This window comes from Leucobacter triazinivorans, assembly GCF_004208635.1.
In the GTDB taxonomy this organism is placed as follows: Bacteria; Actinomycetota; Actinomycetes; order Actinomycetales; family Microbacteriaceae; genus Leucobacter; species Leucobacter triazinivorans.
In genome coordinates this window covers 2888920-2911196 of the sequence record NZ_CP035806.1, presented here as the reverse complement: position 1 = coordinate 2911196, position 22277 = coordinate 2888920, and the positions used below count along the sequence as shown (strand labels likewise).

Genomic DNA, 22277 nt, shown 5'->3' with positions numbered 1-22277 from the left:
TTGATATGACGCTCCTCGGGGCAGGCCGCAAGGCCACTCACACACGCACCGCCTCCGACGCTCTGTCGCGCATGTGAGAGGAAACCCCGTCATGATCCGCCAGCTCTGGACCCTCAGCGTCCACACCCGCGCATTCCTGCGCCGCTACATGCCCACCAACATCCTCCTCGACGCCATCCGCACCCGCCGAGGCTTGAAGTGGGGCGTACCCGCGATGCTCCTCGCTGTGCCCTACCTCTTGGCCGCGAGCACCTTCACCCAGCTCATTGCCGACGGTGGCCCCGCTTGGCTCAACCTCCTCGTGCTCCTCTGCCTGTGGAACACGATGAAGTTCATCATCATGGGACCCGTCAGCGTGGCTTTGCTGGTTCGATCCCGGATGCGCGAAGCGATCGAGCGTCGTCAGGCTCGCGCAACAAGCGAGTTGGCACAGTTACCTGCGCCCGCACCGATTGAGGCGTAGAACCTTCTCAGGTGCTCAGCGCACACCGCTCAGCCGACGCGTTCGGAAAGCTCGAACCACCGTTCCTCTAGCGCTGCGGATTCTTCCTCTGCCTCGCGCAACTCATCGTTCAGGCGGCTCAGACCCGCATAGTCGCCCTGATCGTGTTCAGCCATACGCTCATGGATGCGCGCGACGTGCTCGCCCAGCCTCTCCAGCTTGCGCTCAGTAGCGCTGAGTTCCTTGCGCACGGCCCGTTCCTCCGCACCTGTCAGCTCCTGCTCAGGTGCGGCGGGTGAGGCAACAGTGACCGCAGCGGACGGCGTGCTTGACCGTGTCTCACGCAGTCGCAAATACTCATCCATCCCGCCGGGCAGGTGCCGCAGGCGACCGTCGAGGATCGCGTACTGCTGATCGGTGATCCGCTCCACGAGATAACGATCATGACTGACCACGATGAGTGTGCCCGGCCACGAATCAAACAGGTCTTCCATCGCGGCGAGCATGTCGGTGTCCACGTCATTTGAAGGCTCATCGAGAACGATCAGGTTAGGTTCCGAGAGCAGGATGAGGAGCAGTTGCAGGCGCCGCTTTTGTCCGCCGGAGAGTTCACCAACACGGGCCGACAGGTGTGCGCGGGCAAAGCCGAGACGTTCGAGGAGTTGTGCGGGGGTGAGTTCCTTGCCGTCGATGACGTAGCTTGTCTTGGCGCGGGCGAGGACATCGCGCACTCGGTCAGCGGCGATGTCATCTAGCTCGCGGAACTGCTGATCGAGCACACCAAGCTTCACGGTCTTGCCGCGCTTAACCCGCCCGGTTGTGGGCTGAACGGTCCCGGCAATGAGACCGAGCAGGGTGGATTTCCCAGCGCCGTTCGCACCGAGGATCGCGGTGCGCTCACCGGGTGCGATCCTCCACTCGACATCACGCAGCACCTCGCGTCCGTCGAAGGACACACCCGCGTCCAGCAGATCAATCACATCCTTACCGAGTCGCGCCACCGCCAGCCGGTTCAACTCGATCCGGTCACGCAGGGGCGGCACGTCCTCGATGAGCTGGTTGGCCGCCTCGATGCGGAACTTCGGCTTGGACGTGCGAGCCGGTGCCCCACGACGCAACCAGGCCAACTCCTTCTTCATGAGGTTCTGCCGCTTGGCCTCGATCGCCGCGGCCTGCCGATCCCGCTCGACCCGTTGGAGGACATACGCGGCATAGCCGCCCTCGAATGGCTCTACGATCCGGTCGTGAACCTCCCAGGTCGTCGTGGCGACTTCATCGAGGAACCAACGGTCGTGCGTGACGACCAGAAGCCCCCCAGCGTTCTTCGTCCACCGCGAACGCAGATGCCCGGCAAGCCAGCTGATGCCCTCGACATCGAGATGGTTTGTCGGCTCGTCAAGAGCCACAACATCCCACTCGCCGGTCAGCAGCGCAGCCAACGCAACACGGCGGCGCTGCCCGCCGGAGAGCGAACCAATCAATGCGTCCCAGGGAACATCGGACACAAGTCCGGAGATCACCTCGCGCACCTTCGCGTCACCAGCCCACTCATGCTCTGGTCGATCGCCCACGATCGCGTATCCGACCGTCGATGAGTCGTCCAACGTATCCGCTTGGTCGAGCACACCCACGGTCACCCCACCGCGGCGCGTGACCCGGCCGGAATCGGGTTCAATCCGTCCCGACAGCATTCCCAGCAGGGTCGACTTTCCATCACCGTTGCGACCGACGATCCCGATACGGTCGCCCTCGTTCACGCCGAGCGTTACCGAGTCGAACACCACGCGAGTCGGGTACTCCAGGTGCAGAGCCTCTGCCCCCAACAGATGCGCCATCAGCCCCTCCCTACACGGGCCGCAAGATGGGGGCGATGCATCGTCCGCAAAGCGGCGCGCCCGCTCAGACGCTTCCGCTTCGGCCGAGAACCCCGTAAAATCAAGGGACAAGCCCAACCCGCCTCGGACATGCTCGGTTCGTCGAGGATCAGCACGTTCGGCTGGTCGAGCAGGATCAGCAGCAGTTGCAGTCGCCGCTTCTGCCCGCCGGACAGATCCTTCACCGGGGTCGAGAGCTGCGCGCTCGTGAAGCCCATGCGCTCGAGCATCTGCCCCGGGGTGAGCTCCTGCGCCTTCGATCCCGCCCCCACCGTGAAGCTCGTGCGCAACCGCCCGATCACCGTGCGCACCGGCTCGTTGAGGTGTTCCTCGAGCTCGTCGAGCCGCTGCGTGAGCGTGGCCACCTTCACCGTCTTGCCGCGCTTGACGCGCCCCGTCGAGGGCGCCACGTCGCCCGAGATGAGCCCCAGCAGCGTCGACTTGCCGGCGCCGTTGACCCCCAGGATGCCCGTGCGCTCGCCGGGGGCGAGACGCCAGGTCACGTCTTCGAGGATCGGCCGGGGCAGCCCTCGGATGTCGGCTCCGCGCTCCGCGCTCGGCTCGAGCGCCGGATACGTCACCCCGGCTTCCTCCAGGTTCACGACCTCCTTGCCGAGACGCTGCACGGCCATCGACTGCAGCGACACCCTGTCGCGGATCTCGGGCACGTCGGCGATGAGCTCGTTCGCGGCGTCGATGCGAAACTTCGGCTTCGAGGTGCGCGCCGGCGCGCCGCGTCGCAGCCAGGCCAGCTCCTTGCGGGCCAGATTCTGGCGCTTCTGCTCGATCGCGGCGGCCTGGCGATCCCGCTCGACTCGCTGCAGGATGTACGCGGCGTACCCGCCCTCGAACGGCTCGAGGATGCGATCGTGCACCTCCCAGGTCGTCTCGCACACCTCGTCGAGAAACCACCGGTCGTGGGTCACGACCAGCAGCGCCCCCTGACCGCGCGGCCATCGCCGCTTGAGGTGCTGCGCGAGCCACGAGATGCCCTCGACGTCGAGGTGGTTCGTGGGCTCGTCGAGGAACAGCAGGTCGTAGTCGCCCACCAGCAGCTGCGCGAGCGCCACCCGGCGCCGCTGCCCGCCCGAGAGCGCGTCGAGCGGCGCGTCCCAGCCGAGGTCGCCCACGAGACCCGCGATCACCTCGCGCGTGCGCGCATCGCCCGCCCACTCGTGTTCGGGCCGGTCGCCGACGATCGCACCGCTCACGGTCTCGCCGGGCCCGAAGGCGTCGGCCTGATCCAGCACGCCGATGGTGGTGCCACCACGCATGGTCACCTGCCCGCCGTCGGGCTCGCGCCGCCCCGCGAGCATCATGAGCAGCGACGACTTGCCGTCGCCGTTGCGGCCGACGATCCCGATGCGGTCCCCCTCGGCGACCCCCAGGGTCACCGAGTCGAAGACGGTCTTGGTCGGTACCTCGAGGTGCAGGGCCTCGGCCCCCAGAAGATGCGCCATAACCTCTCCAGTCTACGGCGCTCCCAGATTGGTCGGGGTGCGGCGGCCCAGGTGTGCGCAGATCGTCGTTCTGCAGCGGCAGCCAGGCGCACCACGCAGAGCGAAGCTCTGCGCGCGCCGATGCCGCGGAGGCTCACCAGCCTCCGGGATCCAACTCAGCGTCGTCAGACGCTGCAGCGGCGGCCAGGCGCACCACGCAGAGCGGAGCTCTGCGCGCGCCGATGCCGCGGAGGCTCACCAGCCTCCGGGATCCAACTCAGCGTCGTCAGACGCTGCAGCAGGATCCCCCGCAGCACGCCCCACCCGACTCGGCATCACCGAGCAGGTTGAGGATCTCGGTGCTCTCAGCGACGGCCGCCGCCGCGATGCCGGCCTCCTGGTTCAGTTCGGTCGGCTCCGCCGTCTCGGTCATCTCTGTCTTCTCGGTCATGCTCATCTCCCTGGTTTCGGTTTTGCTTCGCTGCACTCAACCGGCCGCGCCGTCGCGCAGCCCGAGCACCTGCTCGAACGCGCCGGCGAAGGCCTCGGCTGTCTGCGCCCCCGAGACGCCGTACTTCTCGTCGATCAGGAAGAATGGCACCCCGTTCACCCCCAGCATTCGCGCTCGGGTGATGTCGCGTTCAACGGCGTCACCGTACGCGTCGTCGTCGAGCGCGGCGCGGACGGCGTCGGGATCGAGGCCCGCATCTGCGCCGAGTCGCGCGAGCGCCTCGGGATCAGACATGTCCTCCCCCTCCGAGAAGTAGGCGCGAAACAGACGCTCCTGCAGCACGGACTGCACGCCCTGCTCTTTCGCGAGGTGCAGGATCCGGTGCGCTCGCGCGGTATTCGCGTGCTTCACCCGGTCGAACGCGAAGGTCACGCCCTCAGCATCGGCCAACTCGGTCATCTGTCCCAGCATCTGCTCGACCTGCTCGGCCGGCATTCCCTTGTGCTTGACGAGGAAGTCGATCTCGGTGCCGGCGAAGTCGAGCGGAGTGTCGGGTGCCAGCTCGAAGCTGTGGCTCTCGACCTCGAACTCGACGTCGGGGCGGGACTCCCGGAACGCGGCCACCCCCGCCTCGAAGCGGTGCTTGCCGAGATAGCACCACGGGCAGGCGATGTCGGACCAGATGTCGACGCGGATCTTCTCACTCATGACGGGTACAGCACAGCGCGAGGCCCGGGTATTCCCGGCGCGAGCGTGTTCGTCGCGGGTGGGTGTTGGGGTGTGGGGTCAGAGGTGGGTGAGGGTGCGGCGTCTGGTGGTGAGGGTGCGTATGAGGAGCGCGCCGCCTGCTGCGCAGAGGAGTGCTGCTGCCCATTGCACGAGAGCGGATCCTGCGCCGCCGGCTACGGGGAATACGAGGTTGGGGACGTCTCGTACGGTGACCTGCGGGACTTTCCCTGCGGGGCCGGCGTCGATCTCGCCGATCGTGATGGTGCCGTCGGCGATGTCGGTGGTGTTGAAGGACACGGTTCCGGTGGTGGTCACGGTCAGTTTCAGGGGTGCTGCCAGCAGGCTGAATCCTTCGGGGGCTGTGTGTTCGATGAGTGCGTATTCTCCGGGGAGCAGTCCGGTGACGAGGAACTGGGTGGCGGTGCCGGGGGCTCCTGCGCCGGCGGCGACGCCGTCGATCGGGGTGATGTCTACCCCTGCGGCGGGGGTCGGGGAGATGTTTCCGCCGGTGACGGGGTAGATCCGCCAGTCGGATCCGGGCATCGCCACCCAGCACGACGTGTCGGGGGGTGGGCAGTCGCCGGACTCGCCGACTTTGTCGATGTGGAAGGTTGCTGTCGGGGCGCGTGTTTCTGCCAGGTCGGCTTGGTCGGCGTCTTCTTGGACGGTCTCGTTGGGTTCGATGTCGGTGAGCGGACGCTGGGTGTCGTACGGGTTGGTCGGGTTGCTGACCGTGACGGCGTTGCGGTAGGTGGGGCCGTGGGGTGCGGCGGCCTGCGCGATCACCGTGGTGACGCGGGCGGTTTTCGTTTCGCCCGGATCGAGGGTGCCCACTTTCCAGGTCGTGCCCGTGGCGGTGGTTCCCGCGGGCAGTGCCTGCCATACCGCGTTCCCGTGGTCCAGGCCCGTATCGGGGGTGTCTGCGACCTGCACCTGGTAGGCGGGTTTGGTGTCGTCACCGTTGCGGACATCGATCTGCCACGTGATCGTGTCACCGGCACCCCACCCGGTGGCAGACACGAACTGCTTGTCGACCTGCAGCACCGTGTCTCCTTCTGCGTCCACGGGGTGCTCGGTCGCGCAGGCCTGGGCTGTGGTGCATCCGTGGCTGGCCACCTGGTTGCGCAGCATCAGATCCCCGTTGTGCGTCCCTCCGAGGAGGGTGGCGCGGTCTGTGACCGTCACCGAGTACGTGATCGTCAGTTTCTGTCCCGGCCCCCAGTTCGGTGCGGCACCGGTCACCCACGACAGTTTCCCGGTCGCCGCATCGAACGACACCGCCCCCATCATCGGTGTCACCGGTACGCCGCCCAGGCTGGCCTGGGCGTCGTTGTTGTAGCTCGCATCATCGAGCACACCGGTCAGGTCGTCGATCACCGTGGGCGCCAACTGTTTGGGGTCGAGGTACGCGTTCGTGGTGTTCTCCACCTCGACCGTGTACGTCACGGTCTCGCCCGCCCGCAGAATACCGCCACTGCCGGGCACAGCCGACTTCGTCACCGAATACGCGGGGAGCTTCACCTCCCGAGACGCACTAAACCTGGTAAATGTCCAATCGTCGATCACGCGCTCATTGCCCCACGCCTGGCCAGTGGCGTCTGCGCTGGTTGCCGGACAGTCCCATCCGTGCACCCCGCCCAGGACCGCGCTGTTCGCGCCCGACGCGCCGCTCTTCAAGACCGGCGGCAGACATGCCGGCATGCGACCGGCGGTGCTCAGGGCGCTGTCGTCCCAGTACAGCGTCGCATCGTTGGCCTCGGGCCCGTTCAACTTCGTCACCGTGATACCGGGGCGTCGCTCCACGTCGTCCATGGTGAAGTGCACCTCGCCGCTCCCCTCCAGCAGCACCCGCGCATTGACGCTACTCGTGGTGGGCAGGGGCTGCCCGCCCGCGGAGGTGCCGGCCCACGGCACCACGGTCGTGTCGCCCACGACCGCGAACTCCTGCTCACCGTCGGCGGCCTCGCCGTACACGCCGTTGCCGTTCAGGTCGAGCTGCAGGGTGGCGTTGCCGATGTAGTTGCGCGTTCTCACCGTGAACGCGCCGGCACGCGGAGTCGCCGACGCCGGCGCCGTCGACGCGTACGAGACATCGTCGAGCGACGGCGTCGCGAGCGGCGGCAGCACATAGTGCGTCTTATTGGCGTGATCGGTAGCAGCAGCCGGCAGACTCGCCGACGGCGGTTCGAGGAAGATGTGATACGGCACACCGCACGATGCGTTGTATCCCGAGTGCTGCGCATCGGCCTTGTCAATGCTTCGGTACGCGGAGACGCAGGTGCCCTTCTTCACCACCCCGAACTGATTGGACCGGAAGTTCGAGTCGATTCCGTTGAGCTTCTGGTAGTCAGCCCGATAGAAGTTTCCGTACGGTCCCAGGTACCACAGGCTGAAACTGCTATCGGCCGCTCCTTGCCGGAGGTCGAGCTGTTCGGTCCACACCCTTCCGGGCTTGTCGGTGCTGCCGCTCTGAACAGTGACATCCCACCCGAAGGCCCCGATGGGGTACGAGACCGGTGAGCTGAACCTGATCGTCCACACCCCGGCCCGGGTGCTCGTGTAGTCGAGCCGCTGACAGGCCGTGTTCAGCGCCGCGCCCGCCGGGATCGTGCACGTCCAGCTGCCCCCTCCCGGGGGAAGGATCTCGACCTTTGCCGGGTCATTCATCGACTCTGGGTCGCCCGCCCGGCTCAGAGTGACATCGACGTTGTCACCGGCGTCCGCATAAGCATAGAACGTGGGCGCGAACCTCATATAGGTATGCGTGTTGACCGGAGGCCCGGTCCGCGCACTGATTCCGTCTTCGAGGAGGAACGGCTCACCGGTCTCGTGCGTCGGATCATCGTCGCCCGCGGCCTCGGGGTCCCCAGCCTCGGTGTCCTCAGCCTCGGCCTCGGCCTCAGTGTTCTCCCCTTCGGGGTCGGCGCTCTCCGCGTCGGGCTCGGTGTTCTCAGTGTCGGTGTTCTCCGCGACGGGGTACATTGCCGTCGCTTCTGCCGACGGCAACCGCCCCACCGTTCCCGCAGCGTCGGTGAAACGATCGGCGAGCGGCACACCGTCCGGCCCGTCACCCTCGAACACCGCCGACGCGGTCACCGCGACCGTGCGCCCCACGCTCTGCACCGGGGTCGTGAACGTCGCCGCCGCAGTCGCCCCGACCGCAAGCTCCCCGAACGACGGAAACGAAACCCCCTCGAGCGGGGCAGCATCTGCCGTGAGCGTGACCACACGAACATCACTGAGCACAACATTGCCCATATTCGTGGCGACCGCACGCCACGTGAGCTCCTCCGGCACCGGCCCCGCACCCACCGCAGCCGGATCAGCCGCCCAATCGGCATCATCATCAGGATCACAGGCCGTACCCGACACGCAGGCCTCCAACGTCACCCCCAACCCCGGATCCACCACGAACACCCGCACCCCATCCCCACCATCCGCAGCAGCCCCGGCCGCCTCATCAGCCCCAGCCGCCTCATCAACCCCCGCAGACGCCTCATCAGCCCCCGCAGACGCACCCTCGAACCGCAACGGAGTCGGACCACCATCAGTATTCACACGCACCGCATCGGCCTCACGGATCCGCCACCGCGTATTCCCGACCCCCGCCTCCGACACCTCCTGCCCAAGCACCGACAACGCCCCACCGAGACCAGGATCAGGCACCCCACGCACCTCCGGAGCACCCACCACCCCACCCGACTCATCCCCCGCAGCACCCCACACCGCAGCACTCCCCGTGACCGTATCCCCCTGAAGCACACTGATCAGCCGCTCAGGAAGCTCCTCCCCAGTCATCGCCCCACCAGCCGCCGAGAGATCCCCCGCGTACTCCACACCCCACGCATACTCCACCGCCCCCGACGTCCCCGGCACCCCCGCAGGCGACGTCACCGCACCACTCACCGCGAGATCCGCAGACGACCACGTCCGCGGCACCTCGGCCCCATCCGCCGCACGCGACAACACCCCCACCTGCATCACCGGCAACACCCCCACCAACAACGCACCCGCAGCACCCGCCGACACCACACTCAACAACACCGACGTCGCGCTCCGCTTCCCACGCACACCACGCACACCCCGCACACCCCGAGACGCACAACGAGTCTTCTCCGCACGCAAATCATCCATAATGACTCGCACGCTACACACGCACCCACCACCCCCACCGGTAAACAACCCCGAATGAGTACCCCCAGCCCACAAACCAGTACACCCGCACCACCCACCCCAAACCACACGAGGGCCGAGAGCGAAACGCGCGGTCAGACGCACGGTCAGACGCGCGGCACCCGCGCGCCGGGAACGAGCCGAGCGGTCAGCCGTCCAGCACCCGAGCGCCGGGCACCGGCCCGGTGACGGTGAGCGCCTGCACGCCGCCGCGCGTCAGCGCGCTCCTCAGCTCGGCCGCTGTTTGCGCGCTGTCGACGAGAAAGGCGACCGTGGGCCCGGATCCCGAGACGATGCCGGCGAGCGCGCCGCGCGTCTCCCCCAGTTCGAGCAGGTCGGTCAGCTCGGGAGCGAGCTTGAGCGCCGCGACCTGCAGATCATTGTGCATCGCTTCGGCGAGCGACCCGGCGTCACCGACGCGCACTGCCTGCAGCACGGCCGTATCGACCTTCACCAGGTCGGGCTGACGCCCGAGATCGACCAGGTGCTCGTCGCGGTGCCGATCGAGCGCGCGGTAGACGACGGGCGTATTGAGCCCGTTGTCCGAGAGCGCGAGCACCCAGTGGAAGGTGCCCTTGGCGAGCGCAGGGCTCAGCTCGTCGCCGCGCCCCGTTCCGACGGCCGTGCCGCCCTCGAGCGCGAACGGCACGTCGGCGCCGAGTTCGGCGGCGAGCGGCAGCAGTCCGCTGCGCCCGAGTCCCGTACCCCAGAGCTCGTCGCAGGCCACGAGCGTGGCCGCCGCGTCAGCCGATCCGCCGCCCATGCCCCCCGCGATCGGCACCCGCTTGAATACGGTGAGCGCCGCACCGCGAGCGGTGCCGGTGCGCGCCGCGAGCAGCTTCGCGGCGCGCAGCGCGAGGTTGCGGTCGTCGAGGGGCAGACCGCTCGCGTCGATCGGACCGGTGACGCGCACCGAGAAATCGTCGGCTTCGGTCGCGGTCACCTCCTCGAACAGCGAGACCGCCTGATAGAGCGAGGCGACGTCGTGGTATCCGTCGTCCTGCAACGCGCCGACGCGGAAGAATACGTTGACCTTGCCCGGCGCACGCACCGTGATCGATCGCAGCCCCCTCGTGCTCATAGGCATAACGCTAGCGCACCGCCGCGCTCGCGGGTTGCGCGGATCCTCAGGAGCGTCGAGCGTGGCTGCGGGCCAGCGCGAGATAGTCGTCGATACCGAGCTGTTCCGCCCGAGACGTCGGGTCGAGCCCGGCGGCCTCGATCACCGCGATCGCGCGGTCGAGGGGGCCCAGCACGGGTTGCAGCGCCTGGCGCAGCATCTTGCGGCGCTGCGCGAAGGCGGCATTGACCAGCGCGAACGTGCCGTGCCGTTCCGCCTCGTCGCCGCGCGGCTGCCCGCGTCGCTCGTAGCTCACCAGCACCGAGTCGACGCCGGGCACCGGCCAGAAGATGCGCCGGCTCACAGTGCCGGCGATCCGCCACTCCCCGTACCACGCGGCCTTGGCACTCGGGGCGCCGTACTCCTTCGATCCGGGCGAGGCCGCGATGCGGGTGCCGACCTCCGACTGCACCATGACCAGCCCGCGGCGCAGGCTCGGCAGCAACTCGAGCAGATGCATGAGAATCGGCACCGAGACGTTGTACGGCAGATTGGCCACGAGCACCTCGGGCAGCGCCACTGAGCCATGCGAGTCGCGGGCTTCATCCCGCGAGGCGGATGTGGCGATAGATTCCATCTCCGCGGCCCGACCGGGACGCCGGAGGAGCAGATCCGCGAGCGTCACCTCGAGCGCGTCGCTGCGCACCACGTGCAGGCGGGGCCGCGCTGGATCGGCGAAGATATCTGGCTGCATCGCGCGCGCGGTGCTCGGCAGTTCTGCGGCGAGACGGTGGTCGATCTCAACGGCCGTTACCTCCGCGCCGGCTTCGGTGATGCCGAGCGTGAGCGACCCGAGCCCCGGGCCGACCTCGATGACGCGGTCGCCCTCACGGACACCCGCGAGACGCACGATCTTGCGCACGGTGTTGGGATCGATGACGAAGTTCTGCCCGAGCTTCTTGGTCGGTGAGACGCCGAGTCGCTCGGCGAGCTCCCGCACCTCGGCGGGGCCCAGCAGCGCGGACCTCCGAGATGGCGTACCGTTCGGGTCACCGTGCTCCCCCGACCCCGCCGGGCCGATGCCGTCGCTCACGCCGAATCCCCGACGGCGGCGGGTTCGGGATTCCGCGCACCGGCCGCCGCATCCGGATCCCACGAGCCGTAGACCCGCACCGTGTTCGCCGCGATGCGCTCGCAGAGCGTGTCGAGCGGCTCGTCGAGTGCGTCGGCCATGCGACGCACGGTGTGCGGCAGGAGGTACGGGGCGTTGGGACGCCCGCGGTAGGGCTCCGGGGTGAGGAACGGCGCGTCGGTCTCGGCGAGCACCAGCTCGGGCCGGGCCACGGTCAGCGCCTCGCGGAGCGCCGGAGCATTCTTGAACGTGGTCGTACCGGCGAACGACATGTACCACCCGTGCTCGTTGCAGATGCGGGCGAGCCGAGTGTCGCCCGAGAAGCAGTGGAACACCGTGCGCTCGGGGGCGCCGACGCGCAGCAGAGTCGCGACCACCTCGTCGTGAGCGTCGCGGTCGTGGATCTGCAGGGCGATCCCGTTGGCCTTTGCGATCTCGATGTGCGTCTCGAACGACTCGATCTGCGCATCCCGCCCGTCTTCGCCGGTGCGGAAGAAGTCGAGCCCCGTCTCCCCCACCGCGCGCACGCGAGGCTGAGCAGCGAGGCGGGAGATCTCGGAGAGCTGCGCACTGAGGCACCCCTGCGCGAAGAGCTTCGGCGCCTCGTTCGGGTGCAGTGCGACGGCGGCGAGCACGCGCGGGTCGCTCTGCGCGAGCTGCGCGCTCCAGCGGCTCGTCTCGAGGTCGGTGCCGACCTGCACGACGCCGCGCACGCCCACGGCCCCGGCGCGATCGAGGGAGTCGAGCGGATCGAGCTGATCGATGCCGTCCTCGAACTCGAGATGGGCATGGTTGTCGTAGAGCGGAATCGGCAGCGGCTCGGGACTCGGGGGGCGGGTCAGGTCCCGCCCCTCCGACGTCGTGCGCTTGCGCAGACCACCCGGAGGCGCCGTGCGGCCCTCCGCCTCGGCGCGGTGCGGCGCCGCGGGGGCCGAGCCCGCCGATCGGTCGACTCGCTCCGCTCGCGCAGCACGACGAGAAGCGTCGGCGCTCATCGCGAATCTGCTCCTACCTCGGCCTCGATGCGCGGGAACAGCACGGCGAGCGGCTGCTGCTCGGCACCCGCGGGCAGACCGCCCCACGCGCCGGCCTCGCGAATCGGCTGCTCGGAAAGAGCCCCGAGCGCGGCCTCGGCGCCCAGCGCCGTCCACAGCTTCGCGGTGGCCTGCGGGATCACCGGGGCCAGCAGCACGGCGAGCGCGCGCAGCCCCTCGGACACGGTGTAGAGCACGGTGGCCAGCCGCTCGCGCTGCGCCGGATCCTTCGCGAGCGCCCAGGGCTCCTGCTCGGTGATGTACCCGTTGAGCGCGTCGACCAGCTCCCAGACCGCGGCGATGGCCTCGTGGATCGCGAAGGCCTCGATGCGTTCATCGGCCCGGGCCGCCACGCTCGCGGCGAGCTCCCGGATCTGCGCCTCTGCGGCGGTGTCCGCGTCCGCAGAGGCCTGCGGCACCCGGCCGTCGAAGTACTTGCGATTCATCGCGAGCGCACGACTGGCGAGGTTGCCGAAGCCGTTGGCCAGCTCGGCCTGGTAGCGGGCCGCCAGATCCTCCCAGCTGAAGGACCCGTCGTGGCCGAACGAGATGGCGCGCATGAAGTAGTAACGGAACGCGTCGCTACCGAAGGTGTCGGTGATCTCCTGCGGCGCGATCCCCGTGAGCTTCGACTTCGACATCTTCTCGCCGCCCACCAGCAGCCAGCCGTGCGCGAAGACGTGCTCCGGTACCTCGAGCCCCGCCGCCATGAGCATCGCGGGCCAGATCACCGCGTGGAAGCGGAGGATGTCCTTGCCGACGATGTGGGTCGCGGGCCAGCGACGCGCGAACTGCTCGGGATCCTCGCCGTAGCCGATGGCGGTGACGTAGTTGAGCAGCGCGTCGAACCAGACGTAGGTGACGTGGCTCGAATCCCACGGGATCGGAATGCCCCAGTCGAACGAGGTGCGCGAGATCGACAGGTCTTCGAGCCCCTGCTGCACGAAGGCGACCACCTCGTTGCGCGCGCTGGCCGGCTGCACGAAGTCGGGGCGCTCCTCGTAGAGCGCCAGCAGCCGATCCTGGAACGCGCTCATCTTGAAGAAGTAGTTCTTCTCCTGCAGCAGTTCGAGCGGCTTGGAGTGGATCGCACAGACCTTTTCACCCGCGAAGGCGCCGGTGCCGTCGACGATCTCGCTCTTCGGCTTGAACTCCTCGCACCCGACGCAGTAGAGCGCCTCGAACTCGCCCGCGTAGACGTGCCCGTCGTCGTGCAGCTTCTGCAGGAACTTGGCGACGCCCGTCTCGTGGCGCGCATCCGTGGTGCGGATGAAGTCGTCGTTCGAGATGTCGATGGTGTCGAGCAGCGGCTTCCACGCCGACTCGACGAGACGGTCGGCCCACTCCTGCGGCGCGACGCCGTTCGCCGTGGCCGTGCGCAGGATCTTCTGGCCGTGCTCGTCGGTGCCGGTGAGGAACCAGCTGTCGTCTCCGGCCTGGCGGTGCCAGCGCGCGAGCACGTCGGCCGCCACTTCCGTGTAGGCATGCCCGATGTGGGGCGCGTCGTTGACGTAGAAGATGGGCGTCGTGAGGAAGAACGAGGAGGGCTGCGCCTGCGCGGGCTGTGCCTGGGGGTCCGGTGCCATGGGTTCCATTGTATTCGGAACCGGTGACAGGCTCGCCCGGCGTCCCGGCGCCCGGCGTCCCGGCGCCCGGCGCCCGGCGCCCGGCGCCCGGCGTCCCGGCGCCCGGCGTCCCAGCGCGGACTCCCGTCATGCAGGAGAACTCCGGTCATGCAGGAGCCTTTCCTCCCAATCGTCCTGTATGACGGGTTTTGTCCTGCACGACTGGCGCTCACCCGCACGAGAGCCGCCGCCCGGGTCACTCCGCGTGCGCGACCAGAATCTGCGGCTCGTGCGTCACGGGAAAGTTGACCGAGTTCGCGATGAAGCAGACCTCGCGGGCCTCGGCGTGCGCCGCGCGGGCCGCCTCGACCATCGACGCGTCGGCCACCGTCACCCGCGGACGCAGCACGACGCCTGAAAAGGCCCCGCCCAGCCCCTCCTGGCGCATCGTCCCCACGGCGTCGTCGGTGTAGGCCGTCACGACCACACCGGCCCGGACGGCCATGTGGAGGTACGACAGCATGTGGCACTGCGCGAGTGCAGTGACCAGCAATTCCTCCGGGTTCCAGCGGTCGGCGTCGCCGTGGAACGTGCGGTCGGCCGAACCCTCCAGCGCCGCTTTCCCCTCCGCGTGGATCAGCAGCTGCCGCCCATACGCGCGATACCCGCTCGTGCCCGTTCCCCGATTGCCCGTCCACTCGATCCCGATGCGGTACTCGTGCAGATCCTTCATGCGCCCACACTACCGCCGCGGATCCCGCATCCATCACGGAGCGGCTCCCGGCAAGATCTCGACCGCTCCGAGAGTAAGATCAGGCGTATGAGCGAAGCGACCCTCTCCGAAACCAGCATTCCCCAGCAGCGTCTCGTCGTCACCGAGATCCCGGGTCCCCGCTCACGAGAGATCCATGAGCGTCGCAGGGCCGTCGTGCCGCCGGGCGTGCACAGCGTGCTGCCCGTATACATCGAGCGCTCCCACGACGCGATCGTCGTCGACGTCGACGGCAACCAGCTCGTCGACGTCTGCGGCGGCATCGGCGTCACCACGATCGGTCACACCGACGAGGCCGTGGTCGCCGCCGCCACGGCACAGCTCAACAAGGTCACGCACACCCTCTTCACGATGACGCCCTACGAACCCTACGTGCGGGTCGCCGAGTACCTCGCGCAGCACGTGCCGGGATCGACGCCCGAGCAGCCCTACAAGACCCTGCTCATGAACTCGGGCGCCGAGGCCGTCGAGAACGGCGTGAAGATCGCGCGCAAGTACACCGGCCGTCCCGGTGTCGCCGTACTCGAGCACGCCTACCACGGTCGCACCCTGCTCACCAGCAGCATGAACCACAAGGCCGTGCCCTACGCCTACGGCTACGGCCCTCGCGCCGGCGATATCTATCGGGCACCTAATTCGTACCCGCTGCACGACGGGCTGACCGGCCCCGAAGCAGCGGCGCGCACCATCGCCCACCTCGAGAAGACCGCAGGGGCCGAGGATCTGGCGTGCCTCGTGGTCGAACCCATCCAGGGCGAGGGCGGGTTCATCGTGCCCGCCGAAGGCTACCTGCCGGCGCTCGCCGAGTGGTGCCGCGAGAACGGGATCGTCTTCATCGCAGACGAGGTGCAGGCCGGCATGGCGCGCACCGGCACCGTCTTCTCGATCGAGCAGTTCGGCGTCGAACCCGACATCGTGCTCACGGCGAAGGGCATCGCCGGCGGACTGCCGCTCGCGGGCATCACCGGCCGCGCCGAGATCATGGACAAGTCGCAGCCGGGCGGGCTGGGCGGCACCTTCGGCGGCAACCCCGTGGCGTGCGCGGCTGCGGTGGCTGTGTTCGAGCAGCTCGAGGCACAATCGCTGCTCGCCGAGGCGAAGCGCATCGAAGCCCGCTTCACCGCCGGCTTGAACCGGCTCAAGGAGCAGTACCCGGCCATCGCCGAGGTGCGCGGACGGGGCGCGATGCTGGCCGTGGAGCTCGTGAAGCCCGGCACCCTCGAGCCCGATGCCGATCTCGTGGCGAAGGTCATCGACTACGCATCGCGCAACGGCGTCATCCTGCTGAGCACCGGCATCTACAACCAGGGCATCCGTTTCCTGCCCTCGCTCAAGATGAGCGACGAGCTGATCGACGATGTGATCGACGTACTCGAGGCGGCATTCGCCGCAGCCTGAGCGGCCGCTGGCTGAGCAAGCGCGCTCGCTCAGCCAGCGGGACGGGGCACGGTCAGACCGTGATCTCCTCCGTGCGATCCTCGCCGACCGCGTGCACATCGATCACGATCACAGTCACGTTGTCGCGTCCCGCGTTCTCGAGCGATTGCTGCACCAGGGTGCGCGCTGCGTCCTCAGCGGTGGGCTGAGTGGCGAGGAAGTGCTGGATCCCGATGTCGGTGAGCTCCTTGGTCAGCCCGTCGGAACAGATGAGCAGGCGCTGCCCCGGGATCAGCGCGAGGGCGGTGTAGTCCGGAATCGGCGCCTCGTTGAAGCCCACCGCGCGGGTGATCACGTTGGCGTGCGGATGGATCTCCGCCTCTTCCTCGGTGATCGCACCGGTGTCGAGAAGGTGCTGCACAACCGAGTGATCGACGGTGATCTGACTCAACGCTCCCTTGAAGTACTGGTAGACGCGCGAGTCGCCGATGTTGAAGACGCGCCAGGTCGGCTCGTCTTCGGGGCTCATGCAGACGCCCGTAACGGTCGTGCCTGCGCCGAGCTCGGTCTCCCCCGCATCGAGCTCGATGTCGTCGACGGCGTCGCTCAGCATCTCGTCGATGTCGGTTTCGCCGACCTCCATGTTGCCGCCGAGCTCGGCCAGGCGACGCACCACCGCCGCTGACGCGATCTCGCCGGCCGAGTGTCCGCCCATACCGTCGGCCACCGCGAAGATGGGCGGCAGAGCGACATAGCTGTCCTGGTTGGTGTCACGCCGACGACCGACGTCGGTCAGCGCGAACCACGACAGCTCGATCTCGGTGTCGCGGTCACCGCGGTAGCGCAGACGCCGGTGAGACGCGTTCTCACCTCGAGTGGTCACTGCTTCCGCTCCATAGACATCTTCAACATCCTATCGCGCCACCGCGCCGGAGGAGGACGCGCGAGCAGGCGCCCCCAGCTCGGTCACCAGCGTGACCGAGCGATCCGCCTCGGAGAGCGTCATCTCGAGCCCCTCGTCGCGGGACCAGCGCAGCAGCTCTTCGACGCCGACGATCTCTGCGCCCCCGGGGGTGGCGCCGGATCGGGCGAGACGCCGCACGAGATCACCCTTGGCCGCCTTGTTGAAGTGGTTCAGCGCACGCACCTCGCCGTTCTCGCCTCGCTGCACCACGTTGAGGAAGTACCCATTCGGCAGCGGAGCGAGCGCACCGTAGTCCTTGGAGCGCAGGTCGAGCAGCAGGGTGCCCTCGGCCCAGCTGACCTGGGCGTGGGCCTCGCCCCACACCCGCTTGAGGGGCGCTCCGAGCTGCGGCAGACGCGATCCCGCCGAGAGCCGGTACGCCGGGATCGCGTCTCCCGCGCTCACCAGGCCGAAGAGCGCGGACTGCACCATGACGTGCGCATCGATCCAGGCGCGCTCGGGGGCAGAGAGCGACCCGACGTCGAGTGCGTCGTAGAGCACTCCGGTGTAGCGCTCGATCGCGGGCATCACGCCGCTCGAGCCGAGCCGCAGATTGTGGTCGAGCTCGCCGCGGTTCTTCACCCCGAGCTTCAGGCTCTTCGCCGCCGCCTCCTCGTCGCGGCTCAGCTCGACCAGCGCGGCGCGCACCCGCTCACGAGCCGCCTGCAACGCCTCAGGCGCGTGCAGCGCGGCGGGATCCAGCGCACCCGATCCTCCGAGGCGTTTGGTCTCGGAAGGCGGAAGGAGCACGAGCATTCGGAGGTTCCCTTTCGGAGACGGGATGGATCCTGCGACTTCGCGCAGCATGACGATGACCGGAGTGCAGGGCCGCGGAGACGACGAGAGGCCGGAGCCGCCCACGGGGGCGACGTCCGGCCTCGGCGTCGGAGCGGAAGAACTGCTACTGAACGAGTGCAGCTCGCCCGGCGACGATGGTCACCGTGTCGTGATCGACGGAGAGGAAGCCCCCCTCGGCATCGACCTTGACCTTCTCACCGTCGGCGGTGGTCACCCGCACCTCGCCCTGCGCGAGCTTCGCGAGCAGCGGCTCGTGACCACCGAGGATGCCGATCTCGCCCTCGACCGTCTTCGCGATGACCTGGGCGGCCGAGCCGGTCCAGACCTCGCGATCGGCGGAGACGACGCTGACGTTGAGCGCCATGCTCAGGCCAGATCCTTCTGCATCTTGGCCCAGTTCTCTTCGACGTCCGAGATGGCGCCGACGTTGAAGAACGCCTGCTCCGCGACGTGGTCGAACTCGCCCTTGGCGATCGCGTCGAACGACTCGATGGTGTCCTTGAGCGGAACCGTGGAGCCCTCGACACCGGTGAACTTCTTCGCCATGTAGGTGTTCTGCGAGAGGAACTGCTGGATACGGCGTGCGCGGGCCACCGTGATCTTGTCCTCTTCGGAGAGCTCGTCGACGCCGAGGATCGCGATGATCTCCTGCAGCTCCTTGTTCTTCTGCAGGATCTGCTTGACCGTGGTGGCCACGCGGTAGTGATCTTCGCCCAAGTAGCGGGGATCGAGGATGCGCGAGCTGGAGGTCAGCGGATCCACAGCCGGGTACAGACCCTTCGACGCGATCTCTCGCGAGAGCTCGGTGGTCGCGTCGAGGTGGGCGAAGGTGGTCGCCGGAGCCGGGTCGGTGTAGTCGTCGGCGGGGACGTAGATCGCCTGCAGCGAGGTGATCGAGTGACCGCGGGTCGAGGTGATGCGCTCCTGCAGGATGCCCATCTCGTCGGCGAGGTTCGGCTGGTAGCCCACGGCGGAGGGCATGCGGCCGAGCAGCGTCGATACCTCGGAACCGGCCTGCGTGAAGCGGAAGATGTTGTCGATGAAGAGCAGCACGTCCTGCTTCTGCACATCGCGGAAGTACTCCGCCATGGTCAGGGCCGACAGCGCGACGCGCAGACGGGTCCCCGGCGGCTCATCCATCTGGCCGAACACGAGTGCCGTCTTGTCGAAGACGCCGGCCTCGTCCATCTCGTGGATGAGGTCGTTGCCCTCACGGGTGCGCTCGCCCACACCGGCGAAGACCGACACGCCGCCGTGATCCTGCGCCACGCGCTGGATCATCTCCTGGATCAGAACGGTCTTGCCCACGCCGGCGCCGCCGAAGAGGCCGATCTTGCCGCCCTGCACGTAGGGGGTCAGCAGGTCGATGACCTTGATACCGGTCTCGAACAGCTGCGTCTTCGACTCGAGCTGGTCGAACGCCGGGGGCTCGCGGTGGATGCTCCAGCGCTCGGACACCTCGATCGTCTCGCCCTCGGGGAGGTTGAGCACGTCGCCGGTCACGTTGAAGACCTTGCCCTTGGTGACGTCGCCGACGGGCACGGTGATCGAGTCGCCGGTGTCGACGACCTCCTGGCCGCGCACGAGGCCGTCGGTGGGCTTCAGGGCGATGGCGCGCACGAGGTTGTCGCCGAGGTGCTGGGCGACCTCGAGCACGAGCGTGGAGGGCTCGGACCCGTCACCGAAGTCGACGGTGGTCTTGAGAGCGTTGTAGACGGCGGGGATCGCGTCGTGCGGGAACTCGATGTCGACGACGGGGCCGGTCACTCGAGCGATCCGCCCGACGACCTTCGTTGCGGCCTCAGTCGCCACTGCGGCGGTTTCGGTCATGTTTCTCTCTCTTCGTGCTTCTTCTAGCTCGACAGCGCGTCGGCGCCGCCTACGATTTCGGAAATCTGCTGGGTAATCTCGGCCTGGCGGGCGTTGTTGGCGAGGCGCGTGTAGTCGCGGATCAGCGTGTCGGCGTTGTCGCTCGCCGACTTCATCGCCTTCTGCGTGGCAGCATGCTTGGCGGCCGCCGACTCGAGCAGCGCATTGAAGATGCGCGACTCGATGTACGCCGGCAACAGCTGGTCGAGCACCGTATCGGCGTCGGGCTCGAACTCGTAGAGCGACTCGGGCCCTTCACTGGCCTCTGCGACGCCCTCCACCACCTGCAGCGGAAGCAGGCGATGCACCTCGGGAACCTGGCTCACCATGCTGATGAGGCGGTTGTAGACAAGGTGGATCTCCTGCGCGCCGCCCTCGGCGGCGGGGCGGGCGAAGATCTCGAGCAGCGACTCGGCGATCTCCTTGGCCGTCTCGAAGCTCGGGTTCTCCGTGTCACCGGTCCACACGCGCTCGGAGGGCCTGCGGCGGAAGGAGAAGTACCCCTGGGCCTTGCGACCGATCAGGTAGTAGACGACGTCCTTGCCCTCTTCCCGCAGGAGCTCGGAGAGCTCCTCGGCCTCGCGCAGCACCTGCGAGTTGAAGGCGCCCGCGAGACCGCGGTCCGAGGTGAAGATCACCACTGCCGCACGCTCGACCGTCTCGGCCTCGGTGAGCAGCGGATGGTCGGTGTTCGAGTGCGTGGCGACGGCCGAGACCGCCCGCGTGATCGCGGTGGCGTAGGGCGTCGAAGCCTCGACGCGGGCCTTCGCCTTCTGAATGCGAGAGGCTGCGATCAGCTCCATCGCACGGGTGATCTTCTTGGTCGTCTGGGCAGAACGGATCTTCTGCCGGTAGACCCGAAGTTGCGCTCCCATGTCTCTCCTGTACTGGTCGGGGCTGGCTGGTCAGGTGGCTCGGGATCGGCGGGGGCTCGCGCCCCCGCCGAAGCCGTCGCTACTTCTTGACGACCAGCTGCTCCTGCTTGATCTCTGCCTCGTCGAGCGCCTCGAACTGCTCGTTCAGGGCCTTGCCCGAGGAGGTGCGGAACTCGCTCTTGAACTTCTCGATCTGCGCGGTGACCTCGGCGACGGTGTCGTCGTCGAGCACGTTGGTCGAGCGGAGCGTGTTCAGCGCCTCCGAGTTGCGGCCCAGGTAGTCGAGGAACTCGCGCTCGAAGCGCAGGATGTCCTCGACCGGCACCTCGTCGAGGTAGCCGTTGGTGCCGGCCCAGATCGAGACGGTCTGCTCCTCGACGGGGTACGGGGTGTACTGCGGCTGCTTGAGCAGCTCGGTGAGGCGGGCGCCCCGCTCCAGCTGCTTGCGGCTCGCCGCGTCGAGATCCGAGGCGAACATCGCGAACGCCTCGAGAGCGCGGTACTGGGCGAGCTCGAGCTTGAGCGTGCCGGAGACCTTCTTGATCGACTTCACCTGCGCGTCGCCGCCGACGCGCGACACCGAGATGCCCACGTCGACCGCGGGACGCTGGTTGGCGTTGAAGAGGTCGGACTGCAGGAAGATCTGGCCGTCGGTGATCGAGATCACGTTGGTCGGGATGTAGGCGGAGACGTCGTTCGCCTTCGTCTCGATGATCGGCAGGCCGGTCATCGAACCGGCGCCCAGCTCATCCGAGAGCTTCGCGCAGCGCTCGAGCAGGCGGGAGTGCAGGTAGAACACGTCGCCCGGGTAGGCCTCGCGCCCCGGCGGGCGGCGCAGCAGCAGCGACACGGCGCGGTAGGCCTCGGCCTGCTTGGACAGGTCGTCGAAGATGATGAGCACGTGCTTGCCGTCGTACATCCAGTGCTGGCCGATGGCCGAGCCGGTGTACGGCGCCAGGTACTTGAAGCCGGCGGGATCGGAGGCCGGCGAGGCCACGATGGTGGTGTACTCCATCGCGCCCGCGTCCTCGAGCGCGCCCTTCACCGAGGCGATGGTCGAGCCCTTCTGACCGATCGCGACGTAGATGCAGCGCACCTGCTTCGTCGTATCGCCCGACTCCCAGTTGGCCTTCTGGTTGATGATCGTGTCGATCGCGATCGCGGTCTTGCCGGTCTGACGGTCGCCGATGATGAGCTGGCGCTGGCCCCGGCCTACGGGGATCATCGCGTCGATGGCCTTGATGCCGGTCTGCAGCGGCTCGTGCACCGACTTGCGCTGCATGACGCCGGGCGCCTGCAGCTCGAGCGCGCGACGCCCCTCGACGCCGGCGATCTCGCCGAGGCCGTCGATCGGGTTGCCGAGCGGATCGACCACGCGGCCGAGGTAGCCCTCGCCCACGGGTACCGAGAGCACCTCGCCGGTGCGGGTGACCGGCTGGCCCTCGGCGATGTCGGTGAACTCGCCGAGCACGACGACACCGATCTCGTCTTCCTCGAGGTTCTGCGCGAGGCCGAGCGTGCCGTCTTCGAAGCGCACCAGCTCGTTCGCCATCACGCCGGGAAGGCCCGCGACGTGTGCGATGCCGTCTGCGGCGTCGACCACCGTGCCGACCTCGGTCTTCTCCGCCTGGGTCGGCTCGTACGACGCTGCGAAGTCTTTCAGCGCGTCGCGGATCTCGTCCGGGCTGATTGAGAGTTCTGCCATTTCGTTTCCTCTGTCTGG

General features: G+C 68.1%; 18 protein-coding genes and 1 pseudogene. 2 read left to right on the top strand and 17 right to left on the bottom strand.

All coding sequences use genetic code 11. The annotated features are described in order from the left end of the window. Nucleotides 1-91: 91 nt before the first annotated feature. Entirely contained in the window at nt 92-463 is a 372-nt protein-coding gene (locus tag EVS81_RS13205) for a sulfate permease (protein ID WP_130110780.1), read from the top strand. A gap of 29 nt (nt 464-492) precedes the next feature. On the opposite strand, the gene EVS81_RS13200 is transcribed toward EVS81_RS13205, so the two are convergent. From EVS81_RS13200 to EVS81_RS13160, 11 genes and pseudogenes are all read right to left on the bottom strand, one after another. Continuing rightward, a complete protein-coding gene (locus tag EVS81_RS13200) occupies nt 493-2277 on the bottom strand; it encodes an ABC-F family ATP-binding cassette domain-containing protein (RefSeq protein WP_130110779.1) in 1785 nt (594 codons plus the stop codon). After that, nucleotides 2277-3248, bottom strand: a complete 972-nt coding sequence (locus EVS81_RS16275) for an ATP-binding cassette domain-containing protein (protein ID WP_420813289.1) — start codon at nt 3246-3248, stop codon at nt 2277-2279. The genes EVS81_RS13200 and EVS81_RS16275 overlap by 1 nt, the downstream gene beginning before the upstream one ends. Nucleotides 3249-3307: 59 nt before the next feature. Next, nucleotides 3308-3776: pseudogene (locus EVS81_RS16270) on the bottom strand (ATP-binding cassette domain-containing protein); the annotation flags it as partial. Between the two features lie 265 nt (nt 3777-4041). Continuing rightward, complete coding sequence (locus EVS81_RS15835; protein ID WP_165384268.1) at nt 4042-4206, bottom strand: hypothetical protein; 165 nt, start codon at nt 4204-4206, stop codon at nt 4042-4044. 36 nt (nt 4207-4242) lie between these two features. Continuing rightward, nucleotides 4243-4914, bottom strand: a complete 672-nt coding sequence (locus EVS81_RS13190; RefSeq protein ID WP_130110778.1) for a DsbA family oxidoreductase — start codon at nt 4912-4914, stop codon at nt 4243-4245. 78 nt (nt 4915-4992) lie between these two features. Then, on the bottom strand, nt 4993-8307 hold the full coding sequence (locus EVS81_RS13185) for a DUF7927 domain-containing protein (protein WP_130110777.1): 3315 nt from the start codon (nt 8305-8307) through the stop codon (nt 4993-4995). A 949-nt stretch (nt 8308-9256) separates the two neighbouring features. Beyond that, complete coding sequence (locus tag EVS81_RS13180; protein WP_130110776.1) at nt 9257-10189, bottom strand: 4-(cytidine 5'-diphospho)-2-C-methyl-D-erythritol kinase; 933 nt, start codon at nt 10187-10189, stop codon at nt 9257-9259. A gap of 46 nt (nt 10190-10235) precedes the next feature. Then, nucleotides 10236-11186, bottom strand: a complete 951-nt coding sequence (gene rsmA, locus EVS81_RS13175; protein WP_130111507.1) for a 16S rRNA (adenine(1518)-N(6)/adenine(1519)-N(6))-dimethyltransferase RsmA — start codon at nt 11184-11186, stop codon at nt 10236-10238. Nucleotides 11187-11257: 71 nt separating this feature from the next. Then, a complete protein-coding gene (locus EVS81_RS13170; RefSeq protein ID WP_130110775.1) occupies nt 11258-12295 on the bottom strand; it encodes a TatD family hydrolase in 1038 nt (345 codons plus the stop codon). Then, the gene (gene metG, locus EVS81_RS13165) at nt 12292-13920 is read right to left on the bottom strand and encodes a methionine--tRNA ligase (RefSeq protein ID WP_130110774.1); all 1629 of its coding nucleotides are present in this window, start codon (nt 13918-13920) and stop codon (nt 12292-12294) included. The genes EVS81_RS13170 and metG overlap by 4 nt, the downstream gene beginning before the upstream one ends. A 235-nt stretch (nt 13921-14155) precedes the next feature. Further along, complete coding sequence (locus tag EVS81_RS13160) at nt 14156-14632, bottom strand: OsmC family protein (protein ID WP_130110773.1); 477 nt, start codon at nt 14630-14632, stop codon at nt 14156-14158. Between the two features lie 87 nt (nt 14633-14719). Between EVS81_RS13160 and EVS81_RS13155 the strand changes: the two genes are divergently transcribed. Next, complete coding sequence (locus EVS81_RS13155; protein WP_130110772.1) at nt 14720-16069, top strand: aminotransferase class III-fold pyridoxal phosphate-dependent enzyme; 1350 nt, start codon at nt 14720-14722, stop codon at nt 16067-16069. A gap of 52 nt (nt 16070-16121) precedes the next feature. On the opposite strand, the gene EVS81_RS13150 is transcribed toward EVS81_RS13155, so the two are convergent. The 6 genes from EVS81_RS13150 to atpA form a co-directional block, all read right to left on the bottom strand. Beyond that, a complete protein-coding gene (locus EVS81_RS13150) occupies nt 16122-16931 on the bottom strand; it encodes a PP2C family protein-serine/threonine phosphatase (protein WP_130110771.1) in 810 nt (269 codons plus the stop codon). Nucleotides 16932-16961: 30 nt separating this feature from the next. Next, entirely contained in the window at nt 16962-17768 is an 807-nt protein-coding gene (locus EVS81_RS13145; protein ID WP_130110770.1) for a YaaA family protein, read from the bottom strand. Between the two features lie 145 nt (nt 17769-17913). Then, nucleotides 17914-18174, bottom strand: a complete 261-nt coding sequence (locus tag EVS81_RS13140) for a F0F1 ATP synthase subunit epsilon (protein ID WP_130110769.1) — start codon at nt 18172-18174, stop codon at nt 17914-17916. Between the two features lie 2 nt (nt 18175-18176). Then, nucleotides 18177-19640: a F0F1 ATP synthase subunit beta gene (atpD, locus tag EVS81_RS13135; protein WP_130110768.1), complete on the bottom strand. Its 1464-nt coding sequence runs from the start codon at nt 19638-19640 to the stop codon at nt 18177-18179. Nucleotides 19641-19663: 23 nt separating this feature from the next. Further along, the gene (locus tag EVS81_RS13130) at nt 19664-20554 is read right to left on the bottom strand and encodes a F0F1 ATP synthase subunit gamma (RefSeq protein WP_130110767.1); all 891 of its coding nucleotides are present in this window, start codon (nt 20552-20554) and stop codon (nt 19664-19666) included. A gap of 79 nt (nt 20555-20633) precedes the next feature. Then, complete coding sequence (gene atpA, locus EVS81_RS13125; RefSeq protein WP_130110766.1) at nt 20634-22259, bottom strand: F0F1 ATP synthase subunit alpha; 1626 nt, start codon at nt 22257-22259, stop codon at nt 20634-20636. Nucleotides 22260-22277: the final 18 nt, after the last annotated feature.

What these genes read in the sequence shown, in the direction of transcription:
- metG (WP_130110774.1), bottom strand. Translation starts at nt 13,920, where the DNA reads ATGGCACCGGACCCCCAGGCACAGCCCGCGCAGGCGCAGCCCTCCTCG.
- atpA (WP_130110766.1), bottom strand. Translation starts at nt 22,259, where the DNA reads ATGGCAGAACTCTCAATCAGCCCGGACGAGATCCGCGACGCGCTGAAA.
- EVS81_RS13190 (WP_130110778.1), bottom strand. Translation starts at nt 4,914, where the DNA reads ATGAGTGAGAAGATCCGCGTCGACATCTGGTCCGACATCGCCTGCCCG.
- EVS81_RS13130 (WP_130110767.1), bottom strand. Translation starts at nt 20,554, where the DNA reads ATGGGAGCGCAACTTCGGGTCTACCGGCAGAAGATCCGTTCTGCCCAG.
- EVS81_RS13205 (WP_130110780.1), top strand. Translation starts at nt 92, where the DNA reads ATGATCCGCCAGCTCTGGACCCTCAGCGTCCACACCCGCGCATTCCTG.
- EVS81_RS13160 (WP_130110773.1), bottom strand. Translation starts at nt 14,632, where the DNA reads ATGAAGGATCTGCACGAGTACCGCATCGGGATCGAGTGGACGGGCAAT.
- EVS81_RS13170 (WP_130110775.1), bottom strand. Translation starts at nt 12,295, where the DNA reads ATGAGCGCCGACGCTTCTCGTCGTGCTGCGCGAGCGGAGCGAGTCGAC.
- EVS81_RS13180 (WP_130110776.1), bottom strand. Translation starts at nt 10,189, where the DNA reads ATGAGCACGAGGGGGCTGCGATCGATCACGGTGCGTGCGCCGGGCAAG.
- EVS81_RS13145 (WP_130110770.1), bottom strand. Translation starts at nt 17,768, where the DNA reads ATGCTCGTGCTCCTTCCGCCTTCCGAGACCAAACGCCTCGGAGGATCG.
- EVS81_RS13155 (WP_130110772.1), top strand. Translation starts at nt 14,720, where the DNA reads ATGAGCGAAGCGACCCTCTCCGAAACCAGCATTCCCCAGCAGCGTCTC.
- EVS81_RS13200 (WP_130110779.1), bottom strand. Translation starts at nt 2,277, where the DNA reads ATGGCGCATCTGTTGGGGGCAGAGGCTCTGCACCTGGAGTACCCGACT.
- EVS81_RS13140 (WP_130110769.1), bottom strand. Translation starts at nt 18,174, where the DNA reads ATGGCGCTCAACGTCAGCGTCGTCTCCGCCGATCGCGAGGTCTGGACC.
- atpD (WP_130110768.1), bottom strand. Translation starts at nt 19,640, where the DNA reads ATGACCGAAACCGCCGCAGTGGCGACTGAGGCCGCAACGAAGGTCGTC.
- EVS81_RS15835 (WP_165384268.1), bottom strand. Translation starts at nt 4,206, where the DNA reads ATGACCGAGAAGACAGAGATGACCGAGACGGCGGAGCCGACCGAACTG.